Consider the following 22,201-nt stretch of genomic DNA (forward strand, 5'->3'; position numbering starts at 1 on the left):
CCTCAACGCGCCGAACAAACGCTCATTGACTGCCTACGACCACTGAAACCAATAGGAATTAATCATCTAGGCCCCCGCCAGGTCAGGCTGGCGCGGGAAATGTATGAAGAGAAGGGGCCCGACGGCAAGCGTGCACACACGGTCGAGCACATCGCCCAGGAGTTCGGCGTCACCCGGCCCACCATCTACCGACACCTCGCCAAACCATGAACGACGGGCCTTGCGCGCCGCAGCAGAACGGCAGCATGTCCGCGGGACACGATGACGTTGTAGATAAGGACTTCTGACGTGGCTCTGCGTTCTTTGCTCACAGCTGCCGAGCGTAGCCAGATTCTGGCAATACCTACTAGAGCTGAGGACATTGCAGCCCGCTACACGCTCAGTGAGGCGGATATGTCGTTGATCCGGCAACGCCGCGGGGACGCGAACAGGTTGGGCTTTGCCATCCAGCTGGGTCTGCTGCGTCACCCGGGAATCGCGCTGGCCGAGGACACTGAGGTGGCTCCTGAGCTGGTTTCATGGATGGCCTCTCGTCTGGCCGTTTCGCCTGATGCATGGACAGACTACGGGGAACGTGAGGAAACGCGGCAGGAGCACGGAAGAGAGATCCGCGCGTATCTGGGCATGTCAACGTTCGGAATTGCAGACTTCCGCCAGCTCGTGGAGCACGTGGGCAATGTGGCTGCGCAAACAGACAAGGGCCTGCTCCTGGTGATGAGCGCCAGGGACTTTCTGCGGACAAGGAGGGTCGCTCTGCCTGGCGTCAGCGTCATTGAACGGGCCTGCGCACAGGCCCTGACCAAGGCAAACCGGAACATTTACGCCACCCTGGGAAGCCACCTCTCGGTCGAACACCAAAAACACCTGGACGGGTTGCTTCTCCGTCGCCCTGAGAGTTCATCGACGGAAATCGGCTGGCTGCGGCAGGCACCGCTGCGCGCCAACGCACGGTCGATGAACGAGCACATCGACCGGCTTACTGCCTGGCGTGCCCTTGACCTCCCGTGGGCGGCGGGCCGGCTGGTTCACCGGAACAGGCTGCTGAAGCTTGCCCGTGAAGGTGCCTCCATGACCGCGGCGGATCTGGCCAGGTTCGAACCCGCACGCCGGTACGCGACCCTCTTTGCCGTGGCAGTGGAAAGCATGGCAACCGTCACCGACGAAATCATCGATCTGCACGACAGGATCATTGGCCGGCTCATCCGGACAGCGCAGAACAAACAAAACCAGGCCACGCTTGCGTCCCGCTCCACAGTCACAGCGATGATGCGTATGCACTCAAGGCTCGGGGACGCCCTTATCGAGGCCAAAGAAAACGGTGAAGATCCCTTCGCCGCGATCGAAACGGCCATCGGCTGGGAATCTCTGGCGACAAGCATCGCCCAGGCGAAGGAACTGACCCGGCCGGCCCTCGAAGATCATCTGGCCCTCGTCAGCGCACACTTCACCACGCTGCGCCGCTATACGCCGGCGTTCCTTGCCGCCCTTGACCTCCACGCAGCCCCCGCGGCACAGGACCTGCTGGCCGCGATCAACCTCATCCGAGCCCTGAACACCACCGGCGCCAGGAGAATCCCGGAGGATGCACCCACCTCGTTCATCAGGCCCCGGTGGAAGCCGCTGGTCTTCACCGACGACGGCTTCCACCGGGGCTTCTACGAGTTCTGCGCCCTCGCGGAACTGAAGAACGCCCTGCGTTCCGGAGACATGTGGGTCACCGGATCCCGTCAGTTCCGCGACTTCGATGACTACCTTCTTGCCAGCGATGACTACACCGGGATAAAGAACTCCGGGAAGCTGCCTCTGATCACCACCGACGGAGGCATCCAGTACCTCGAGGGCAGGCTTGCCCTTCTTCAGGAACGGCTGAAGGAAGTCAACAACCTCGCCGCCCGCGACGAACTCCCCGGGGTGCTAGTCACCGAGAAAGGTGTGAAAATCACCCCTTTGGAGACGATCGTCCCCGCACACGCGCAGCCACTGATCGACCAGGCCAGTGCCATGTTCCCGCGGATCCGGATCACCGACCTGCTGATGGAAGTAGATACCTGGACCGGATTCACCCGCCACTTCACCAGCCTTAAATCCGGCCAGCCGTCCAAGGACAGGCAGCTCCTGCTCACCGCGATCCTCGCTAACGGGATCAACCTGGGTCTGACGAAAATGGCCGAATCCTGCACGGGCGTCAGCTACGCCCAGCTGAACCGCCACCAAGCCTCCTACATCCGGGACGAAACCTACAGCGCCGCGCTGGCGGAACTCGTGAACACCCAGCACGGCCACCCCTTTGCCGCACAATGGGGAGACGGGACCACCTCGTCCTCGGACGGGCAACGCTTCCGGGCCGGCAGCAAAGCCGAGTCCACCGGGCACGTGAACCCCAAGTACGGTGCCGAACCCGGCCGGCTCGTCTACACGCACGTCTCGGACCAGTACTCGCCCTTCCACAGCAAACTCGTCAACGTCGGCGACCGTGATGCGACCTACGTCCTGGACGGGCTGCTCTATCACGAGTCTGAACTGCAAATCCAGGAGCACTACACCGACACCGCCGGATTCACGGACCATCTCTTCGCTCTCATGCACCTGCTCGGCTACCGGTTCGCACCACGAATCCGCAACATCGGTGATACCCGCCTCTACACACCCACCAACGGACACGAACACGCGACGTTGGCGCCGCTGATCGGCGGGAGCATCAACACCACAACGATCGCCCTGCACTGGGACGAGATCCTCCGCCTCGCCGCGTCCATTAAAACCGGCACGGTAACCGCGTCCCTGATGATGCGCAAACTCGGCGCCTACCCCCGCCAAAACGGGCTCGCCCTGGCCCTGCGGGAACTGGGCAGACTGGAACGGACCCTTTTCCTGCTGGACTGGCTCCAGGACCCCGGCCTGCGCCGGAAAGTCACCGCCGGCCTGAACAAGGGCGAGGCCCGGAATACCCTCGCTCGGGCCGTGTTCTTCAACCGGCTCGGCGAAATCCGTGACCGGTCCTTCGAGCAGCAGCGCTACCGCGCCAGCGGGCTGAACCTTCTCACCGCAGCCATCGTCCTCTGGAACACGGTCTACCTGGACCGCACGGTCGCCACCTTGACCAGCAACGGCGGTGACATCGACCCGGACCTCCTGCGGTTCCTCTCACCACTGGGCTGGGAACACATCAACCTCACCGGCGACTACACCTGGCCCCGCACCAACCACATCAAACCCGGCAAATACAGGCCACTACGACGCCCGACAAAACCTTAGCGTCGGATATTTCACTTTTTCACAAGCCACCCCTTTTAGAGGCTGCGACCACTGTCGCGCTGGGCGCTTTCAGCGGCCCGGCGGGTTGCGGTGGCCTGGTCCTCCTGGCGGCTGGCCTTCTGCTCGGTGCGGTTGGCGGCCTTGATGCGCTTGGCGACCTGGGCGTGCTGAGCGTGCCAGGCGGGGCCAGAGGTCTGGTTGCGGGGCTGCTCGGAGTTCTCGGACACGGGGCTCTCCTTCTTCTGCGGCTCCGGCGTGGGGGACGCCGGCTCGTGGGAGGCAGCTGCATCGGTGGTCGGAGCGGCCTGTTGGGTCTGGGCCCGGTGCTGGGCCACGACGTGGGCGATCAGCTCCTCCCTGGTCAGCACCCGCCGGGGCTCCTCCACTGCCGGAGCCGTGGCGGCTGCGGTGACTGCGGCCTCCCGGGCCTGCGGGGCCGGCAGCGGATCGGCGGCCTGCCCACGGGTGGCGCGCAGCGCCTCCACGGCCTCCTGAGCTGGCGCCGGGGTGGTGCGCACCCGTTCGGCCACGTGCGCCTCATCGACGGCCTGGTGGATCTGCTCGGGCGTCTGCGGTGCGGCGGTGGTGAGGGCGGAGTGCTTGTGCAGCGCGGTGGCCCGAGCCATCAGCGCGGCCGCCGCCGGGTCCTGTTGGTGGGCCTGGGGGATCAGCGCGGTCTCGTGGGCAGGGACGTTGTAGCGGTTGCGGTACGCCTCGACCTCAGCGGCCACCTGGTGCCATTCGGCCGCCTTGGCGGGCTTGGCCGGCACCGGGCCCAGGGCCGTAGTCCACTCGGGGCGGGCTTCGGCCAGTTCGGCACCGCGCACCATGACGCGCTCCTCCAGCCGGGTGCGTAGCCGCTCCAGCTGCTCCCGATACTGGGCCGGCACCTGCGCTTCGTTGATCAACGGGGTGGGGGCCAGGTGCTCGCTGACCCGCCGCCCGTCCTGCACGGGGACCGGTGCGGGGGTCTTGGCGGCGACCGCGCGCACCTGTTGTTCGGCGGTGATCGCCTCCCCGATCGACACTCCCGTGTCGGTGCGGGTGCGCTCTCCCCGGGCGATCTGCTCCACCGCCGCCTGCTCCGGGGACAGCCCTGCCCGGCGTTCCTGCTCGGCACCTATCGTGCGGGTCATCCAGTCCAGGTGCAGTGAGGTGGTGGACTCCCACATTTCCGGGGGCAGGGCCAGGTTCTCGGCCTCGGCACTGGCCTTCGCCTCAGCCAGTTGGTCCGAGGGCACCAGCGCGTAGGGGTGAGAGGTCCATCCCGGGTCCTCGACCGTGGGCTGTGCCTGGGCGGCCGTGGTGCGCTGGGCCAGCTGCTCCAGGTGCTCGTCGGTGAGGTTGCCCAGGGGCCGGCGGTCGGTGTTGTCCAGGACGCGCTGGGCGGCCTCGATCTGTTGCTCCAGCCGCCAGGCGAGCACCGCGGCCGGGTCCTCTGCCCCACCAAAGCCGCGCTGGTTCACCGCCCGGTTCAGGAGTTCGGCAGGGTCCATGCCGGCCTCTTGGGCGGTGTGCAGGTGCGTGGCCACCGCACCCCATGCCTCGCTATTGGTGAAGTCCGCGGCCTTGTTCGCGCCCAGGACGTCCACGGCCATCGCACGGGTCTTGGCCGTCCAGGCCGCGTCGGCGGTCTCGCGGTAGACCTCGCTCAGGGTGGCGACGTCGCCGTTGCGCATGGCCTCAGCCGCCACGGTTTCGTGGGCGGAGAGGTTCCGGTCGTAGGCCCCGGCGATGGCCTCCAGCACCTCGTCCCGGCTCTGACCGTCGCTCAGGGCGACATAGAGCTGATTGCTCTCGCGTCCCCGGGTAGCGGCCACGTAGGCCGCGGCACGGTCGGTGGCGGAGTCCACGATCGCGTGGGCGGTGTCCACGGTCGCGCCCTGGGCCCGGTGCACCGTCGCCGCGTAACCCAGCTGGCTGTGCCGGGCCAGGTACTCGGCGTCCAGGGTGATCTTGCCGCCGTGGCCGGTGTGCCGCAGCGTCGCGGTGTCCGCCCCAACCTTCTCCACGGTCCACACATCGTTGTTCTTCACGAAGTCCTTACCGCCGTTGAGCTGCAAGGTCCGGTCGTTGCGGCGGGTCACCACCACGTCCCCGGTGTGGGCGGTCAGCCCGTCGCGCAGCACCACAGAATCCCCGGACGCATCGAGCTGACCGGTGGCGATCCGGGCCGCCTGAGCCCGGGCGTTCAGGTCAGTCACGGTGGTGTTGTCGGTGGCGATCAGCAGGGACCGCTTGCCGGCCTCGGTGTCCTTGATCCAGGCGCGCAGCGCGGTGTCAGTCATGGCCTCGGTGTCCCCGGCGACGACGCGACGGTGGTCCATGTACCAGGCCCACGGGGCGTCCGCGCCTACGGCAGGGGGCTCGCGCAGCGCCAGAGATGCGGCCGCTTCACCCTCGGTGCGGAAGCGGTGGACGGCCTCCAGGCGAGTCGCCCCCACCTCGTTGTCCAGCAGCCGCAGCGCCCCACCGGAGCCAATCGCCCCGAGCTGGCGGTCATCACCGATGGCGCGCACCACGGCCCCGTGGCGGGCCGCCACGCTCACGAGCTCGGCCAATTTCGGGGTGGTGACCATGCCGACCTCATCGAGGATCACCACGTCCCCGGCGTGCAACTGGGCCGCTCCGGTGCGGCCGGTGCGGTGAGCGATCAGGAAAGCGTCAATGGTCGTGGCTTGGGCCCCAATGTCCTCCGACATGACGGCGGCCGCGGCCGCCGTGGGCGCCAGGCCCACGACGTTACCGCCGGACGCCCGCACCGCATCGGCGGCCAGCGACAGGCTGGTGGTCTTGCCGGCACCGGCCGGGCCGATCCCCAGACTGAGTAGCTTTTCGTCGGTGGCGAAGGCCCGGGCCAAGGCCACCTGCCCGTCGCTCAGGGGTCCGGTGTGGGCGGCCAGCACCTCCTCGAACCGCTCCGCCGACACGGCCGGGATGACGGTGCGTTGGGCGGCGGCGAGCACCTGGTGCTCGGTTTCCAGGACCTCGCGGGAGGTGAACACCTGGGCGTCGGAACGGATGAACTGACTCGTGCCATCGGCGCGGGTGAACTCGGCCAGGCGTGGCACATCGGCGTGCGGGGTGACCGACAGGCTGTGCGTGGTGGTGGCTTCTTTGACGACTGCGGCCACCAGCTCATCGGGCACCGTGCGCCCAATCATGGTCTCTTTCAGATGCCGGCGGGTCTGCGCCTGCACGTGGTTCACGCTCCAGGTGGCACGCTTCTGGGACAGCTCGTGGACCACCAAGCGGGCGTGCTCGGCCACGTTGATCTGGGTGGCGTCGGGGCCGGCCGGCAACCCGGTCGCGGCGGCGCGCACGTGGGCCAGCAGGTCGTCTCCGACCGGCATCTGCACCTGCTGCCCGTACTCCTTGCCCCATTCCTCGACCAGCTCGGACAGGCGCCGCGCGGACTTCTTCGCCGGCCGGGATTCCAAGGTGGCTTGCTGGGCCAGGGCGATTTTCTGCTTGGCATTGGGGGCGTAACCGTGGCGGTCGGTGAACTCCGCGTGCAGCCGCTCCACGGTCGCTGCAATGTCGGCCCGGCGGGAGGAAGCGTGGTGGATCGCGTCCAGGTCCACCCCGGCAATCTCGTAGATCGGCTCGCTCCCGCCAGCCATGCGCGGTGTAGCGGCGACCCCCAGGGCGGCGGTGACCTTCTCCATCACCTTCGCGTTGTAAGTCTCTGAGGCGGCCACGTTCATCCGGTACAGGGTGCGCCCGTCCAGCGAGGACCACTTCCCGTCAGCGCCCAAGACCTTGTTGGCGATCACCACGTGATCGTGCAGCTGCGGGTCCCCATTCCGGGAGTCATAGTGGCGGAACTGGGTGGCCACCAAACCGCCCTCCACGTCGATCTGGCGCACCCCGTTGTACCCGCGCCGGGTGAAGGTGGCCTCCTGCTCCAGGAAGCTCAGCGTCTCCGCGATGGCCTCGTTATGCGCCGCCTCCACGGCTTTCCGGGCCTCGTCCCCACCCAGGGCCCAGAGCAGGGAGACCGACTTAGCGGGGGAGAACACCAGGTCATACCCGGCCACGGCCTGCTGCTTGGCAGTCGTTTGGGCAGTAATGAACCTTCCCAGTTCTTCCTTATCGCGGACGTCGCGCCCGTGCGTCTCGCGGAACAGTTGTCCGCCCACGCGGCCCCGGATCGTCTGCCGTTCCTCCCGACTCGGGGCCGTCCCGGTGGTGCGCTCGTGCCGGGCGATCTCCTCGTCCAGGCGGCGAGTCAGTTCCGTGTTGGCCGTGGCATAACGGCGATAGGGCCGCCCCAAAACCACATCTTTCGTGGTGCCGCCGGCGGCCAGGATACGGTCCGCGTCCGGGCGGATGCCCTCCCCAAACAGAGCGGCCATCTGCGCCTCAGTGACCTCCCCGGACACCCCCAACAGGGCCTCAGAATGGGCCACCCACTGCCCCGGGGGCATGCCCTCCACGGTGTAGTAATCGCCCAGCTCCCGACCCTCAGCGCGCAACTCATCCGCGGAAGCGACCTCGGACGTGTAGTAGGCATAACCGTCCCCAGCACTGAGCTTGTGGACGGTCATCACGGAAGCAATCATGCGCGTTTTCATCCTCGGTTATCAACAATGCATGAGGTGTGACGGTCTGAAAGGGCGTGAAGGGCCGATGCGAGCTTGCGAGTCATCGGATCGGAGCGACCCAGAAAGTCCGTCACGACAGTGACGCGGTTGTGCCCACGAGACTGTGGGTGTGGGCAGGGGATGCCAAGGGCAGGACGAGGAACGAGGACGAACCGCAGAGCATCAGCTGTCCACACCCACAGTCGATTGGGTGCAAGCGAAACCAGGTTGTCCACACGTGCTGTTCGTGTGGACAACCTGCACGAGCTGGGGTGGGTGCTGTGGGTCCGGTGGAGAGACCGGAGGATGAATCTCGGAAGCGGTCCACAGCCCCCACCCCAGCTCACAACACTGCCGCCGGGCAGGCGCCCTCTCGCGCGCCGCCGGCTCGACCGGCGGAACGGTCGGGGTGGAGAAGTTGGTCTATGACCGTTAGGGCGTGGGTGGTGTTCAATGGAAGGGAATGGTGTTGCTGATGTAAAGGAGTGGTGATGGTGCAGCGTAAGAGTGCGACCAAGACCGAGGCGCGGGAGCGGGCCCGCCGGGCGGCTGCGGAGTCGATGGCTCGGGAACAGCGGTTGCTGGAACTGGGTGAGGAGTTCTTCGTCGCTCAGGGCGAGGCCGAGCAGATCATGGAGACGGCTGAGCAGCGCATGACGGAGATACGCGCCAAAGCGGAGCAGGAGGCTGAGCGGGCCAAGGAGGATCAGGTGCGAGTGGTGGCCGGCATGAAGGGTGAGCGCGTGACGGTGCCGGAGATAGCTCAGCGTTTGGAGTTGTCCGTGGCCGAGGTCCGCGGCCTGCTCAAAAGCGCCGGGGCCGGCGCCTTTACCTCCGAGGATGATGCTGACGGTGGGACCAATGAGGCGAACGGTGAACAGGCATCCACGGAATCACCTGAGCATGAGACTGCGGACGTCGGGGCCTAACTAGTTCGTGACAACAGGGTGAGGCAATTGGAGGATGGGCAATGACGAATGGCCGAGCCACCGAGAAGACACGGGATCGCCAGTGCCCTTTTTGCCTCACCCTCCTCAGCGCGGATAGACAAGGCTCGGCCGATCACCTTTTCGGCCGGGCGTTTGGTGGCACTGCCACCGTCCGGGCGTGCAAGGACTGCAACCAGAAGTTGGGCAGCGAGGTAGAGGGGCCCCTTCAATGGAATACCTCGCTCATGAACCTCATCAAGGTTCAGCTGCACAAGGTTCAAGCTGTCGAGGGCACGTTGCCGAATGGTGCACCTGGGTCATTGAATCTCATCACCGGTGAAGTGCGGACACGTCACCTCGTCGAGGAGACGGAAGATGCTCGCTACTACACCGGCAGTGAGAGGCAACTTCGGCAAGCCCTCTCCAAGAAGTTTCCGCCCAGTGAGGTTCAGCGACTCATCAGCGCTGCCCAGCCAGTCAGCCTCGGCGGGGAGTGGTTTCAGACCACGCTAGAGATAGATATGCGGTTGTGGGGGCGGATGGTGGCGAAGATGGCACTTGCCGCCGGTTGCCGGGTGGCACCGCATCTGTTCACCAGTGAGGCCGCAGCGCACCTACGGGACGTGTGCTGGGGCAAGGCTGCTCCAATCGGCAATCCTCTAATGGTGGCCGGTTACGAGCGACAGACTGCACGGTGGACTCAGATGGTGAGCGATCACCCAGGAGCAACCAACCTGACGCCTTTCCCGGATGGCAGTCACGGTCAGATGCTCTTCGTATCGGCAGTGCCTGGACTCCTATCCTGCATACCCAAGGTTGCCGGCCGTGAGTTCTGGGGCATCGTGGTGGAATGGCCAGGAGAGCAATGGTCATCCGAGGGCGTGTTGGTGACTGACACTGGCGACGGTGAGGTTGCCGTCCGCGATCTGGCCCAGGACCTAATGCGTTGCAAGGGGCAGTGAATGCGCGCCGTGACTCAGCAAGAACTTGCTGAGTCAGAACAGGGTGGGGTGGTCGGGGTCGATGCCGTGCACCAGCTCGCGCACCACGTCCTCGTCCCACCCGTGGGTTTTCAACTCCTCGCGCAGCTGCCGGGACCGGGCCGATCGTTCCGCCCTCGACAGCCGGCGCCACCGGGCGGCGGTGGCCGAAGGCATCCGGCCCTTCATCGCCCGATCGGCCATGTTCTCCGACCGTGTGCCTAACAGCAGGTGCGTGGACGGTTCCAGGGAGGCGCGCACGCATAGCGGGACGTCGCACCAGTGCAGCGCCGTTTGCCCTTCGATCGCGGCCAGCCCGCCGTGGACGGTGGCCAGCGCGAAGCGGTGAGCGGCAACGGCTCTTTGACCGTTTGCGGTGGGTAGCCAGAAGCGGCCGTAGCCGTCGTCACTGATCGCCCCGAGCCATAACCAGCATGAGTCGGACTCCGGTCCTTTCAGAACGTGGGAGTAGAAGCGTTCAACGTCCGCGGACTGCACGGCGGGCCTCCGCTCGGTGGACCAACAGCAGCAGCAGGCCCGTGATCAGGCCACCCACTGCGATCGCCGGCCAGGTGTTGTCGTTGATGCCCACCACGGTCCACACCCAGAACAGGTACGGGGTGATGGCCACTGTGCCGGCCACACGGTGGCGCAGCGCCGAGGGCATCGGGATGATGCGCAGCACCCAGTGCGCTATCGCGTGGCCGATGCGGTAGAGCAGCCGCACCCACCACAACAGGTAGAGGATCACGAGGCGGGCCATGACCGGTCTCTCCTGTCGGTGTGGGGGCTTCGCTGGTGGCTGCCAGTGCTTCGGCGTCCCAGACGTCAATCTCGTCCTCGGGCAGCTCGATACTCACATGCGCCAGGGACTTAATCTCTCCGCGCAGCACCCGGCCCACCGCCCCCTTGGACACGCCGACGCGGCGGTGGATCTTGTAGTGGGACAGCCCCGCCCGGTGCAGTCGGTGAATGGCGCGCACCTGCTCGGGGGTGATCGGGGACTTGCGGCCCAGCTGCACCCCTCGGGCCCGGGCGGCCTCCAGCCCGTCCTGGACCCGCTCCACGATCAGTGCGCGTTGATATTCGGCCATCGCCACGAACACGTTGAGCTGGAAGCGCCCGGCCGGGGTGGTGGTGTCGATGATGTCGGTGAGACTGCGCAGCGCGACTCCGCGGCGGATCAGTTCATCAATCGTGGTGACCATGTGGACCAGGGACCGACCCAGCCGATCCAGGGAGTACAGCACCAGGGTGTCCCCCTCCCGCGCCTCGGCCATGAGCGCGGCCAGTCCGGGGCGCTCTGCCTGGGTGCCGCTGATCTTGTCGGTGAAGACCAACTCCGCCGGCACTCCAGCCTCGGTGAGCGCGCGCAGCTGCACATCGAGGTTCTGGGAGGTGGTGGACACTCGGGCGTAGCCGATGAGGCGGCTGGGGTGACTCGAATCTAGGCTGTTGTGAGCTTTTTGAGTCATGGCGTATCGAGTCCTGGATTTCGAGTCGGGATTTTGGAAGCTGTGGCCGGCCCTCGTCGGCGGACCGGCCACTATGGTCACCGAGTCAGCGTTCAGCCCCTGTAGACGACTGTGCCATCCGGCCATGTCTCATCCGGCTGCCGCACCGTAGAGCCCGGGCGGTCTTCAACAGTGCCGGTGCCATGCACCTGCACGCCTCGAACTCCTTCGTTGACCAACTCGCCGTCAATGTTCATCGTCCCGAGGGCAACGCATGTCTCCGTGAGGCGCACGCGCCCACCCTGGCTGATGTTGAGCGTGCCCGACGCTTGCTGATGGAACGTCGCCTCACCATGAGCGGCAACATTGACGGTTCCCATGACATGCCCCTTGGCATCAAGGGATGCCCCGCTCTCTACATTGACAGATCCGGTGAGCTCCGCCAGAGACACCACATGGGCCCCTGCTTTGATGACCACCGTGACGGTGATCGGCTCGGAGAGCTCACAAGACTCCGTGATGACGACGTCGGGGATTTCCACCAGTTCGCCGTCTTTGTAGGTGTAGCTGGGCATGGCAACTCCTCCATTTGTATTCGTGCAGTGCTGAGGACTTCGGCCTCACTGTGCCTATGTGCCTATGTGTCTTTTTGGCACATAGGCACATAGGCGGCTAGTGGTGAGTGCGCTCGGGGTTGCGGCTCCGCTGATCCGGTCCGGTTATGCGGCGCCGTGGCCGGCGTTGTCACTGATCGACTGTGGCTGATGCCCCCTCACCGAGACGGATGTAGGCGATCAGTGCCTCACGCACGATCTCGGACTCATTGCGGTGCTGCTCCTGCGCAATCTGGTGCAGCCGGTCTTTGAGTGCTTGTGGGACGCGGGCGCGGACCACTGGGGACTTTCCTTCCTGGCCCAGCGCGGGCCGGCCCACCGCGATACGGGTAGCCTCCTCAGCTGTCGTCGTGCCGGTAGCAGCCATCAAGGCGGTCCGGGCGGCCTCGGCCGCCTCCGGTCCGCGCCGGACGGTGCCCGGCTTCACGCTCAGACCGCCGTGCTCGGCGTGCCGGGCCAGCTCGTCGTAATCACCCATGAGGGTCACTCTCCTTCGTAGAGCAGATGCCGGTACAGGTCGGTGAGCTCCATCGCGTGGAAGATCACCAGGTCACGTGGTGGACGGTGGGCGGCGATGACTTCGAGGTATTTCTCCGTCTGCCCGTGCGGGTGCCCCACATAGACGACCGTCACCTCACCAGGACGCCCCTCCACCTCAGCGCTGACTTCGGCGTGCGTCATCGCGTACAGGGCATCTTGCCTAGTAATGCCATGTCGGCCTGCGCTGTGCGTCCACTCAACTCCCATACCCATAGTGTAGCACAAAATGCGGCTACACTATTAGGGCCCCGTGAAAAGTGAGGAGTTGCACCTGCCGGGGTGCTCCAGAGGTCTCACACTCTCCAGCGACGGTTTCACAGGGACTGATAGAGCTTCGCGTACTCATCGATGGCAGTGGAGACCCGTTTTTTGCTACCGGCAGAGAGCCCAACTCCTACTGCGGCAGCCATGGCTTCACATCGTGGCGTGCCCTTTGACCAGTCATGGCGCTGTGATCGTTATGGGCTCCAAGCCATGACGCCATCGGCTTCGCGGCCGGGGACGTCCACGAAACCCTCAGCCAGGTAAAGCTTCTTGGCGTAGTTGTCAGCCTCCACAGAAAGACTGATCCGAGGCACCTGCCGAGTCCGCGCATCGTCCTGAGCCCGACGCAGAAGTGCTCTGCCCAGTCCGCGGCCACGCCAGTCCTCCCGCACCCAGAGACTCACCTCCGGGGTGTCCTCGTCGAGGAAGCCGTAGCCGGGGTCATCCGGGGGCAAGTGCTGGGCCCATACGACGCCGATGGCTTCATTGCCGGCCTCCGCCACCCACCCGAAGTCCCCGCGGTACGGATCAAGGATCGTGTAGTGGACGAACTCCGATCGCGTGCTCACATCGATCGCCGAGAACCGCTCCCCGCACCAGTTGAGGTTTTCGAGCGTGGCGGTTGTCAGCAAAGCGCTCTCCGCTGCCGTCAGTTCTCGGAAGAAGACGTCATCGAGCATGCATTCATCGTAGACAGAGGTGGCCAGCTGATGAGCGACAGGAGGAACTGAACGGATCGACCGGAGCAGACTGAACACTGGGCTGCCGAGGAACCGCAACTGCATCACTCGAATTGGTCCCCGTGAAGGTGGCGGGAAAGCCTAGTCTTGGGTGGTTTGGGGCGGATGGGTGGGGTGCTGGGTTTCCGGTTCGACGGTGTCGTTCATCAATCGTCCCAGAAGGGGGTTCTCGGAGCTGATGTGCAGTCCTCGGCGGACGTTGCTGTACAGGTCTGCCCAGCCCCACTGGGTCAGTGGGGTGCGTTCGCGCGCTGGCCACGAGGCTGTGCCGATAGCGGCGAACAGGGCCAGGGGACCACCGAAAACCACCAGTGGCCAGAGCAGGTCTGCCAGCAGGGTTGAAAACGTCATCAGTGCTTCCTCTTTCGTATGCGAGGGTCGGATGCCGATACGACGCACGTGCTTCCCAAGCCGAGACCGTGGGCGGAAGGCATGGACGGCGCCCCAATTCAATGCGCACATGGTGGGGGACGGAGTTGTTCACTCTTTCGCAGGCTGCACGAGCTCAGACTTCCGATGTTCTGGTGCTGGATTGGTCAAGGTAGTGGATCCGTCGGGCTGCTGCAGGTGCCGTGATGTGGTGAGGACCTGCCCGATGCCAGCTGCGGTGATCGCGGCGAAGCCGGCCCACTGGGCGGTGGTGATGGCTGTCCCGTAGGCGATGAGGTCCACCACGACCGCCGCCGCCGGGTACACGAAGGCCAGCACCCCGATGGTCGCGGTCCCCAGCCGGGGGTAGGCGGTGTAGATGATCAGGTACATCAGCGCAGTGTTGACCAACCCCAGCACCACCAAATGCGCCCAGCCGGGTGCGCTGACCTGGTGCGGGACCACCACCAGGGACGGGGAGGTGATCACGGCCCCGGCGATGAGCTGGATCGTGACGATCACCAACGGGCTCGGCGCCGACCCGGTCCTGCCCTGCTGGGCCCGGACCACGACGATGGACCCGGCGTAGGCGGTCGCCGCCACCAGGGTCAGGCCCACCCCTACCAGCAGTGCACCTGCCTCCTGCCCGGCCGCGGCCCAGGGCTGAGCCACGCACGCGATCCCGAGGAACCCCAGCCCCGCCCACCCCAGGGTGGCCCGGTTGAAGCGCTCGTGCAGGAACAGCGCCCCGAGCCCGAGGAGGATGAAGGGCTCCACGTGGAAGATGACCGTGGCCACCCCGATCGACAGGTGCTCGTAGGCGGTGAACACCAGCACCCAGTTAGCGACCAGCAGCACCCCGCTGCCGGCCAGCACGACCCCGGTCCGGGACCGCACCGTCATGCAGAGCTCCTGACGGGTCCCCGGCCGCACCCCGACCACCACGAGCAGAGCACACCCGCCGATCACACAGCGCCAGAACACCACCACCAGTGGTGGGGCCCCGGACTCGACCACGAAGTAGCCGATGGTCCCGGACATCACCATGCCCGCACACAGCAGAGCCACAGCGGCGGAAGAACCTCGATCCGGTGCACGGTGGAAGGACATACCCCCATGCTTAGGCACCGCGTACCTGTACGACCAGCAAAAGGTCCACCAGGGTATGTGTAAGCATTACTTCATGTTCGATCGTGAGCTCCTACGCTCCCTCCGGGCGGTGGTGGAGCTGGGCACCGTCACCGCCGCCGCGCAGCACCTGCGCTACACCCCCTCAGCGATCTCCCAGCAACTGGCCCGGCTGCACCGGGAGACCGGCATCGAGCTGCTGGTGCGCCGGGGCCGCTACCTCCACCCGACCCCGGCGGCCCGGATCCTGGCCGCAGCCGCCACGGAGATGGACACCGTCGACGCCCGCACCCAGGCCCGACTGGAGGAGCTGCAGGGAACACCGGCCGGGCAGGTCACCGTGGCGGGGTTCCCCACCGCCTGCCGGGGACTGATCGGCCCGGTTATCGCCCAGATCACCGCGGACTACCCGAAGATCTCGTTGGTGGTGCACGAGGCCTACCCCGAGGACGGGGTGGACAAGACCCTCCACGGGGAGGTGGACCTGGCCGTGGTCCACGAGTGGGAACAGGTACCCCTCACCATTCCCGCAGCCCTGGCCACGACCGTGCTGGGTGTGGACGAGGTCGACCTCATCGTGCCCTCCGGCCACCGGGCCACCCGGTGGGAGACCGTCACGGTGGCCGATCTGCCCGGGGAGCGGTGGATCACCGACACCACCGGGATCTACGCCCGCTGGCTCCAGCAGTCCCTGGAGACCGCCCGTGTCCCCTACGAGATGGCCGGACTGGTCAACGAGCACGAGACCCAGATCCAGCTCACCGCCCACCACCTGGGACTGAGCCTCGTCCCCCGCCTCGGACGCCCCCCGCTGCCCGAAGGGGTGGAAGCCCTCGCGCTGGGCGATCAGGTCCCCCGACGCCGGCTGCTACGCGTAGAGCGCGAAGACACCATCGACCGCCCCGCCCTGACCCCCGTGCGCCAAGTCCTGGACCAGCAAGCCCACACCATCCTCGAAGCAATGAATACCAACCGGGGCTAACAACAGCACGACCACTCGGATATGGAACACGACGTGGAGAAGGACGCCGGCCTGGATGGGTCTGCGCTGGATCTGGTCCACTGCTACGTCACCGCGGTGGAAGCCTTCCCCTAAGATCAGTTGCTGTGCCGTCTCGAGCATGCAGCAGGAACACCTACCGCACCGTGCAGACAGCGGTCACGGCCGGGCGGGCGTCAGCTTTCAAGCAGACGGGGCGCCTGGGTGTGATCCGCATGGAGAGCGGCCATGGTGTTGCGATCCCGGACCGCGAGGAGCGTTCCGCCCAAGGTGCCCACGATCACCCCGTAGGGAGCCAGGAACACGGCGTAGAAGAACCACGCCGTGTCGAAGACGACATTCAAGACCAGGAACGGCAGCAGCAGCGCTGCGCCAGTGGCGGCCATGAACGCGATGCGCACCCCCGCAGACAGCCCGTAGTCGGCCCCGGCCTTCCAGCATGGTCCCCACGCCAGCTGGGTCCACACCAACCCGACCGTTCCCAGCACCGCCCAGTACCCAGCCCAGGTCGCCCATCCGATGCCGTCCACTGACAGGACACCGGTGTAGGCCAGTGCCACCATTGCGGTCAGTGCTTGGAACACCAGGTAGGTGCTCAGCGGATGTACGTGAAGGGCTCGTCTCACCGGGTATCGCCTTTCAACTGGGGCTCCCACCGTAGGCGTAGAACTTTCGGGACCGTCGTAAGGGCGCGTCTCACGGCCACCGCTAGGGGAACCCCTAACGCATCTTGTGAGCCCGGTAGGTGTGGTTCCGCTCGGCCGTGGCCCCCGCAATTCGGGCCTGGATGAACTCAGTGTTTCCGGTCCGTGCTGATGGCCAGGGCCACGGCGGTGGCTGTCAGGGCGAGGGCGGCCGTCAGGGCCGCCGGCCAGGCGGCGGGGTGGAGCAGTACGGTGGCGGGTGCCGCGAGCAGGGCGGGAGCCAAGATGAGCCCACGGCTGTAGCCGATCAGCTGGGCTACAGGCACCGGCCCCAGCGGTGTGTCGATCGGGGGTTGGGTGTGGTCCTGTTCCGGGACCAGGGCGCGGTAGAGGCCGACCGCGCCGATTCCAACCCCGGCCACGGCACCGAGTAGCACCAGCACCGCCCAGCTGGTGCCGGCCGCGAGCCCGGCCAGCACGGCTACGGCCCCCAGGACTGTGGCGTTGAGCGCGCACGGGACCACCAGGTGCACGAGGGCGGCTGCGGTGGGGCCGATCGGCAGGTTCCGTTCGGCGGCGGCCCCGGCGCGCAGATCACCCAGATAGGCCGTGCCGCGGCCCAACCCCCGGCATCCCACCACCAGCAGCGCAGCCCAGCCAGCGAGCACCACGGTGTGGGCGAAGGAGGCCAGCAGCACCACGGTCACCCCGAGGTCCACGACCAGCCCGGCCCGCCACCGACTGGTCCGCAGCGCGGTGAACGAGGCGAACAGCACCACCGTGCGCGGCCCGGACACCCACCTCGGGGTGCTTCCCGGCAGCCCCGGCACCCCTGACACCGTGGCGGGGGCCAGCGCCACAGACAGGTCCTGGCTCGACAACAAGGACACGGCGTTGCTCAGGTGCCGGGTCCGTGCCCCGGCCGCCCGCAGTTGCTCCCCGTCCAGGGCCCGGGCCCACCGCAGCACCCAGACCCAGAACAGGCCGGCCACCACCGCCAGTGATCCCGCAATCGCCCCGGCCCACAGGGGCGGCACGACATCCCACCGGCCCGGCCCCCCATGCCGGGTCCCGGCCAGCACAACCAGGACGGCCCCCAGGGTCAGAAACCAGCCTGCCCAGGGGCGGAACCGCGGCGAGTCCGACACCCCGCCGGCGACTTGTGCCCAGACAGCGATACCGACCGCGCTGACCCCCAGACCGGCCCAGCACACCAGCTGCGCCACCCCCGGCCACCACGGCGCACCCCACCCAGCCGCCAGCCCCGTGCCCTGAAGCAGCAGCAACGCGGTGCCACCGAACAGCGCTCCGGTCGCAGCCGCCACCCCCAGCATCCGGCAAACTGCCCGCACCGGTTCCTGCGCCCCGGCCCCGGGCAGCGGCCACACCCACACCGCACGCTCCGGGGCCACCCCGACCGGCCCCAGCCCGCGCAACAGGTCCACGACACCGACCCAGGCCACCCCGAGCAGCACGGCGACTCCGAGCACCGGCGCCCCGGCCCCCGCCCAGGCGGCCGGGCGGTGCAGCATCCCGCCGGGGGAACCGGCGGCCACCAGCTCTTCCAGGGAGGCACCGAGACCGACGACCCCTGCGACCGCCCAGGCCACCAGCACCACCGTGACGAAGAGCCCGGTGTACGCATCGACGAACCGCTCCACACCTCGAGCCCGGCCGCGGGTCCGGGCCCGGGCTGCTCGCAGGAACACCTCGATCTCGGCGGGCCCGGCAGGCTCCAGGCCGGCACCAGCCGTCACGACTGGCCCTCCCGTGGCACGTCAGCGGCCACCGGTGGTAAGGCACCGTTGGGGTCGAGGCTCAGCACGGTGGTGCCCACCGCCTCCGCCAGCGACGCGTCGTGCGTGGCGATCAGCAACCCCGCCCCCGCCTGCCGGGCGGCGACCAGACGGTCGGCCAAACGGGCACGCATCAGAGTGTCCAGGCGCTGTTCGGGCTCATCGAGCACCAGCAGCTCGAACGGGCGGATCAGTGCCGCGGCCAGCAGCGCCCGCCGTCGTTGCCCCGAGGACAAGGCGAACGGTGAGGCGTCCACCCGGTCGCCCAACCCGAACTCCTCCACCGCACCAGCGGCCACCACGGGCGCATCGGCCACCCCGTGCCCGCGCAGCACCAGTTCCAGGTGATGACCCACCGACACCCCGGGCAGGAACGCGTCCTCGTCGAACAGACAGCTCACCGCCCGCCGGTAGACCAGCGAGTTCTCCACCACCGGACCACCCTTCAGCCACCGCTCCCCGCTCACCGGGGCCTGCTGTCCCACGGCCGTGCGCAGCACGGTGGACTTGCCCGCCCCGTTGGCTCCGCGCAGCACCACCGCTTCCCCCGGACCCACCTCGAAGCTGACCCCAGCGGTCACCGGCACCCCGGCATAACCACACACCAGCTCACGAACGGACAGGACAGCGGCGGAACTCACGGACAAGAGCCTCTCGACGGCAACACAACCACCTCATTCTTCCCCGATGCCACCGCCCCCCCGGCCGAGCCAACCGGTCATGAAGGAGCCTCAAGCCGGCCCGGGTGCACCCATGGGAAGCACACGCAATCAGGCGCGGTTGTCAGGCCCGTTTACCCCGCGCGATGAAAAGCCCGCTCAGGTGCCTCATGTGCATCACGCTGTATGCAGGCACCGACGGCCTCAGATCGTCGTCGCCTGCGGAAGCTCCCGAATCCGCCGATAAAGGGTGGCCCTGGACATCCCGAGGTCCCGGGCGACCTGGGTGGCCGGCTCCCCGCCCTCGACCAGGCGCAGGGCGTTGCGGATCTGAGAATCGGTGAAGGTCGGCCGCCGCCCGCCCAGGTCCTTGCCGGCGGCCCGGCGTTTGGCGACCGAGTCGGTGATCCTCTCACGTTTGATCTCCAGTTCCATCTGCGCCAGGGCGGCCATGACCGTGAAGACCATCGACCCCATCGGAGTGTGGGTGTCCACGTCTCCCCCACCGAGGTTCAGCACCCGCAAGCCCGCGCCCCTGCCCCGCAGCGCTTCGGCGAAGGTCAGCATGTTCTGGGTGGACCGGCCCAAACGGTCCAGGGTGGTGATGACCAAGGTGTCGCCGCTCTCCAGTGCAGCCACCGCTCGATCGAACGCGGGGCGTGATACACGTGCCCCAGACACTCCATGGTCGACATAGAGATCATCGCGCCGCACGTCCGCGGCCAGGAGGTCATGCACTTGACGGTCGGCATCCTGTTGCCGCGTCGATACGCGCGCATACCCGATAAGTTTGCCCATGTCTACCCCTATGTGTCTCGCAACCAATGTTTAGTACACGATTCTAGGCCCATGGATAAAGCACATAGATGCAAGACACTCCGGAGCCCGGAAACATGCGGGCGCAAATTTTCCGGACGAGACGTCTCGCATCCCATCGCTTGTGAGACGTGCCATCAGCGCACTGCTCTAAACGCCAGGTGGTCCCGCATGGCATCCTGTCGGGATGAACGTTCTGATACGGGCACCGAGACCTGTGGATGCGCCAACACTGGCCGAGCTCCACGTCACCACCTGGCGAGAGGCGTACTCACACCTGTTGCCGGAGGACTTCTTCTCAACCGAGTATGTGCAGTTCCGACACCGGATGTGGCAGCAGGTTCTCCACCAGCCACACGAAGGCTCCACCGTGCGCATCGCTGAATCCGGTGGTGAACCCTTCGGGTTCGCCTGGGCCGGGCCCTCACCCCGCGATGGCGATACCGACCCGCCTCGAGCACACCAGCTCTACGCGATCTACCTCTTGGCTGCCCACTACGGCAGTGGCGCGGGTCAAGCCCTGCTGGATGAGGTGCTCGGGACAGCACCCGCCATGCTGTGGGTAGCGAAAGAGAACCCACGAGCGGTCGCGTTCTACCGCCGCAACGGCTTCCACTTCGATGGCGCCGAGCAGATTGACCCCGCCGCTCCAGCCATCACCGATGCCCGAATGGTTCGGTAACACGGCTACGCCGATTAGGTCTCGCAGCCGATGACCTGCGAGACGCGCCAACGCGCCGAAAGCTGATAAGACTCGGTCTCACCAGCCGGCGAACCCGCACCGAATGCAGGGTCAGTCGGTGAAACGTTCGTAGGCACTCTGCCGGGAGGTGTTCAACGCCCAACCAACCCCGGCCCACGAGGCCCCGCTCCCCCGGGCATCCTCAACAGCATCGTGCAGCGCCACGCCGGCCCCGCGCTCGAGCAGGCGCAAGAACCTCACCCGCTCCAGAGCACGGTCAGCGGCTTCCTCGGTCTTTGCGGCGGCCCACGCATCAGCGGCCATGCGCAGAAACTGAGCCACCGCCACCCCGTCACGGTCGTCCACGGGCACGGAGTGATCAGCCAGGGACGCCCCCAGCTCCCATGCCGCGTGCGGCGCCGTCACGCCCTGCAGTCCATCGTGCTCGAGCACGCCCACCTCCGAGGTGTCATGAAACCCTGACACTGTCAGGATTACCTGACATGGCGGCAAGGTCAAGCACCAAAGTAAGCACCAGAGCGCGCACTTCTTCGCGTCGGCTCAAGCCCTGCAACGAAGGCGTCGCGCAACCCTTACCTTGCGATACGTCGCCCGCTGCACCATGTCTAGACTTGCCCGCACTGCCGATGCAGAAATGACGACGGGACCCTACGGCAACTCGCTGTCGCAGATGGGCGCGCCGTCGCGATGGGCATACCCGTCGCACCACATGCGACCAGCTCAAAAGTTAAGACAGTCGATAAGACCGTTCATAGCTGGATACCCAAGACATGGGCAGCGCATTCTGGAAGGGCAATTCGAAAATCTACGGCTTGAAACTGAGCCCACGGTGCAACTTTGAGCGCCCTCCTTAAGCAGGAGGAATAATAAATTTTGGTTATAGCCGGACGTGCAACTCAGAAGGGCATCCTTGCAATGCCCCTAAGCGGGACCGACGTCGCTCCCTCGATGCCTGTACTCGAGGCCAAGGTCAGCGCGTTCACTCACGCTGAAACAACCACTACCATCCCTTTGCCTGAACCAAGACCAGCGCCCAAATCTTCAAAATTTCCAACCATTCAACTACTTCAAATACAGGCAATTTGAAACCGCGATGGATTCCTGTCGCTCAGGAATGCTGATTAGCTTTAATTACTCTCAATTCATGGCGGTAATCCTGGACCGCAAGTAATACAAAAGTAGTGATCATGGCACCAAGTAAAATACAAATATCCACCATGCTCATGAAGAACCTCTCACCGGGTGCGTATTGAAACTTGTCTATGGGAATGTTGTAAACACTAAAAATCCATGTTCGAATCACAAACACAAGAGGAAAAACAAAAAACATTAACTTGATAATAATCCAAAATAGGCCGAATAGAAATTTTGGAGAGTCCATCGTAATTTTGTAGTCTACAGACTCGCCAAAGTTCCCCATAATTGCCTCGGGTAAAAGCGGGCGCTTGGTGTTCGATAAGGCTTCTATTAGTCCCGTCTCGGTGTTTCGAATTTCCGCATCCAGAAAACGCTTCTCAATTGAATCTCCTATGGATCCATCCTGGGGGGCTGGAGCCTGAAACCTGCCGCATTTATTTTTTATTTCGACAAGATTATTCATATGGCTTGCAAGGACTACTGTGCGATGACTACGTTCATAGCGGGGCAATAAATGGCTCTTCAGAGTTGAGTGTGGGGTGAGGCGTCGAGTCCACCGGTGATGAGGAGCATGCGGAGGCGGTAGT

21 protein-coding genes are annotated in these 22,201 nt (G+C 65.8%); 6 read left to right on the top strand and 15 right to left on the bottom strand.

From position 1 onward, the window contains the following. The coding region (locus RF637_RS13065; protein ID WP_368845063.1) for a TetR family transcriptional regulator at positions 1-210 on the top strand (210 nt) is incomplete at its 5' end. Between the two features lie 78 nt (positions 211-288). After that, positions 289-3,255: a Tn3 family transposase gene (locus RF637_RS13070; RefSeq protein ID WP_284563994.1), complete on the top strand. Its 2,967-nt coding sequence runs from the start codon at positions 289-291 to the stop codon at positions 3,253-3,255. A 35-nt stretch (positions 3,256-3,290) separates the two neighbouring features. On the opposite strand, the gene mobF is transcribed toward RF637_RS13070, so the two are convergent. Further along, positions 3,291-7,820, bottom strand: coding sequence for a MobF family relaxase (mobF, locus tag RF637_RS13075; protein ID WP_368845064.1), 4,530 nt, complete (start codon positions 7,818-7,820; stop codon positions 3,291-3,293). Between the two features lie 512 nt (positions 7,821-8,332). Here mobF and RF637_RS13080 point away from each other — a divergent pair. Both RF637_RS13080 and RF637_RS13085 read left to right on the top strand, forming a co-directional pair. Continuing rightward, complete coding sequence (locus RF637_RS13080; RefSeq protein WP_368845065.1) at positions 8,333-8,770, top strand: hypothetical protein; 438 nt, start codon at positions 8,333-8,335, stop codon at positions 8,768-8,770. A gap of 245 nt (positions 8,771-9,015) precedes the next feature. Then, the gene (locus RF637_RS13085) at positions 9,016-9,732 is read left to right on the top strand and encodes a hypothetical protein (protein WP_368845066.1); all 717 of its coding nucleotides are present in this window, start codon (positions 9,016-9,018) and stop codon (positions 9,730-9,732) included. A gap of 33 nt (positions 9,733-9,765) precedes the next feature. Here RF637_RS13085 and RF637_RS13090 read toward each other — a convergent pair whose 3' ends face one another. The 8 genes from RF637_RS13090 to RF637_RS13125 all read right to left on the bottom strand — a co-directional run bounded on the left by RF637_RS13090 (position 9,766) and on the right by RF637_RS13125 (position 14,841). Then, entirely contained in the window at positions 9,766-10,248 is a 483-nt protein-coding gene (locus tag RF637_RS13090) for a hypothetical protein (RefSeq protein WP_368845067.1), read from the bottom strand. Next, a complete protein-coding gene (locus tag RF637_RS13095) occupies positions 10,206-11,225 on the bottom strand; it encodes a recombinase family protein (RefSeq protein ID WP_368845068.1) in 1,020 nt (339 codons plus the stop codon). Before RF637_RS13095 ends, RF637_RS13090 begins: the two co-directional genes overlap by 43 nt. A 92-nt stretch (positions 11,226-11,317) precedes the next feature. Continuing rightward, positions 11,318-11,779: a hypothetical protein gene (locus RF637_RS13100; protein ID WP_368845069.1), complete on the bottom strand. Its 462-nt coding sequence runs from the start codon at positions 11,777-11,779 to the stop codon at positions 11,318-11,320. A gap of 169 nt (positions 11,780-11,948) precedes the next feature. Then, entirely contained in the window at positions 11,949-12,296 is a 348-nt protein-coding gene (locus RF637_RS13105) for a ribbon-helix-helix protein, CopG family (RefSeq protein WP_176338390.1), read from the bottom strand. Between the two features lie 5 nt (positions 12,297-12,301). After that, positions 12,302-12,499 carry a hypothetical protein gene (locus RF637_RS13110; RefSeq protein WP_053004906.1) on the bottom strand — a complete coding sequence of 66 codons (198 nt, stop codon included), beginning with the start codon at positions 12,497-12,499 and terminating at the stop codon, positions 12,302-12,304. 317 nt (positions 12,500-12,816) lie between these two features. Continuing rightward, the gene (locus RF637_RS13115) at positions 12,817-13,302 is read right to left on the bottom strand and encodes an N-acetyltransferase family protein (RefSeq protein WP_368845070.1); all 486 of its coding nucleotides are present in this window, start codon (positions 13,300-13,302) and stop codon (positions 12,817-12,819) included. 141 nt (positions 13,303-13,443) lie between these two features. After that, the gene (locus RF637_RS13120) at positions 13,444-13,713 is read right to left on the bottom strand and encodes a hypothetical protein (RefSeq protein ID WP_368845071.1); all 270 of its coding nucleotides are present in this window, start codon (positions 13,711-13,713) and stop codon (positions 13,444-13,446) included. A gap of 129 nt (positions 13,714-13,842) precedes the next feature. Continuing rightward, entirely contained in the window at positions 13,843-14,841 is a 999-nt protein-coding gene (locus tag RF637_RS13125) for a DMT family transporter (protein ID WP_368845072.1), read from the bottom strand. A 73-nt stretch (positions 14,842-14,914) separates the two neighbouring features. Here RF637_RS13125 and RF637_RS13130 point away from each other — a divergent pair, with 73 nt between their 5' ends. After that, positions 14,915-15,841: a LysR family transcriptional regulator gene (locus RF637_RS13130; RefSeq protein ID WP_368845073.1), complete on the top strand. Its 927-nt coding sequence runs from the start codon at positions 14,915-14,917 to the stop codon at positions 15,839-15,841. A 194-nt stretch (positions 15,842-16,035) separates the two neighbouring features. Here the strand turns inward: RF637_RS13130 and RF637_RS13135 are convergent, their stop codons facing one another. The 4 genes from RF637_RS13135 to RF637_RS13150 form a co-directional block, all read right to left on the bottom strand. Continuing rightward, entirely contained in the window at positions 16,036-16,485 is a 450-nt protein-coding gene (locus tag RF637_RS13135; RefSeq protein ID WP_368845074.1) for a hypothetical protein, read from the bottom strand. Between the two features lie 167 nt (positions 16,486-16,652). Beyond that, positions 16,653-18,260: a hypothetical protein gene (locus RF637_RS13140; RefSeq protein WP_368845075.1), complete on the bottom strand. Its 1,608-nt coding sequence runs from the start codon at positions 18,258-18,260 to the stop codon at positions 16,653-16,655. After that, positions 18,257-18,940 (bottom strand): ATP-binding cassette domain-containing protein, encoded by a 684-nt coding sequence (locus tag RF637_RS13145; protein ID WP_368845076.1) that lies wholly within the window; start codon positions 18,938-18,940, stop codon positions 18,257-18,259. Before RF637_RS13145 ends, RF637_RS13140 begins: the two co-directional genes overlap by 4 nt. Before the next feature lie 222 nt (positions 18,941-19,162). Next, complete coding sequence (locus RF637_RS13150; protein ID WP_368845077.1) at positions 19,163-19,756, bottom strand: recombinase family protein; 594 nt, start codon at positions 19,754-19,756, stop codon at positions 19,163-19,165. 205 nt (positions 19,757-19,961) lie between these two features. Here RF637_RS13150 and RF637_RS13155 point away from each other — a divergent pair, with 205 nt between their 5' ends. Continuing rightward, complete coding sequence (locus RF637_RS13155) at positions 19,962-20,456, top strand: N-acetyltransferase family protein (protein WP_368845078.1); 495 nt, start codon at positions 19,962-19,964, stop codon at positions 20,454-20,456. Positions 20,457-20,567: 111 nt separating this feature from the next. On the opposite strand, the gene RF637_RS13160 is transcribed toward RF637_RS13155, so the two are convergent. Both RF637_RS13160 and RF637_RS13165 read right to left on the bottom strand, forming a co-directional pair. After that, positions 20,568-20,909, bottom strand: a complete 342-nt coding sequence (locus RF637_RS13160) for a hypothetical protein (RefSeq protein WP_368845079.1) — start codon at positions 20,907-20,909, stop codon at positions 20,568-20,570. Between the two features lie 676 nt (positions 20,910-21,585). Beyond that, a partial coding sequence (locus RF637_RS13165) for a hypothetical protein (protein ID WP_368845080.1) occupies positions 21,586-22,201 on the bottom strand: 616 nt, incomplete at its 5' end.

This window comes from Kocuria sp. CPCC 204721 (assembly GCF_040980945.1).
In the GTDB taxonomy this organism is placed as follows: domain Bacteria; phylum Actinomycetota; class Actinomycetes; order Actinomycetales; family Micrococcaceae; genus Kocuria; species Kocuria marina.

Excerpts from the sequence above, each read along its gene's own strand:
- mobF (WP_368845064.1), bottom strand. The coding sequence starts at position 7,820 with ATGATTGCTTCCGTGATGACCGTCCACAAGCTCAGTGCTGGGGACGGT.
- RF637_RS13080 (WP_368845065.1), top strand. The coding sequence starts at position 8,333 with ATGGTGCAGCGTAAGAGTGCGACCAAGACCGAGGCGCGGGAGCGGGCC.
- RF637_RS13085 (WP_368845066.1), top strand. The coding sequence starts at position 9,016 with ATGAACCTCATCAAGGTTCAGCTGCACAAGGTTCAAGCTGTCGAGGGC.
- RF637_RS13095 (WP_368845068.1), bottom strand. The coding sequence starts at position 11,225 with ATGACTCAAAAAGCTCACAACAGCCTAGATTCGAGTCACCCCAGCCGC.
- RF637_RS13100 (WP_368845069.1), bottom strand. The coding sequence starts at position 11,779 with ATGCCCAGCTACACCTACAAAGACGGCGAACTGGTGGAAATCCCCGAC.
- RF637_RS13105 (WP_176338390.1), bottom strand. The coding sequence starts at position 12,296 with ATGGGTGATTACGACGAGCTGGCCCGGCACGCCGAGCACGGCGGTCTG.
- RF637_RS13110 (WP_053004906.1), bottom strand. The coding sequence starts at position 12,499 with ATGACGCACGCCGAAGTCAGCGCTGAGGTGGAGGGGCGTCCTGGTGAG.
- RF637_RS13115 (WP_368845070.1), bottom strand. The coding sequence starts at position 13,302 with ATGCTCGATGACGTCTTCTTCCGAGAACTGACGGCAGCGGAGAGCGCT.
- RF637_RS13120 (WP_368845071.1), bottom strand. The coding sequence starts at position 13,713 with ATGACGTTTTCAACCCTGCTGGCAGACCTGCTCTGGCCACTGGTGGTT.
- RF637_RS13125 (WP_368845072.1), bottom strand. The coding sequence starts at position 14,841 with ATGTCCTTCCACCGTGCACCGGATCGAGGTTCTTCCGCCGCTGTGGCT.
- RF637_RS13130 (WP_368845073.1), top strand. The coding sequence starts at position 14,915 with ATGTTCGATCGTGAGCTCCTACGCTCCCTCCGGGCGGTGGTGGAGCTG.
- RF637_RS13150 (WP_368845077.1), bottom strand. The coding sequence starts at position 19,756 with ATGGGCAAACTTATCGGGTATGCGCGCGTATCGACGCGGCAACAGGAT.
- RF637_RS13155 (WP_368845078.1), top strand. The coding sequence starts at position 19,962 with ATGAACGTTCTGATACGGGCACCGAGACCTGTGGATGCGCCAACACTG.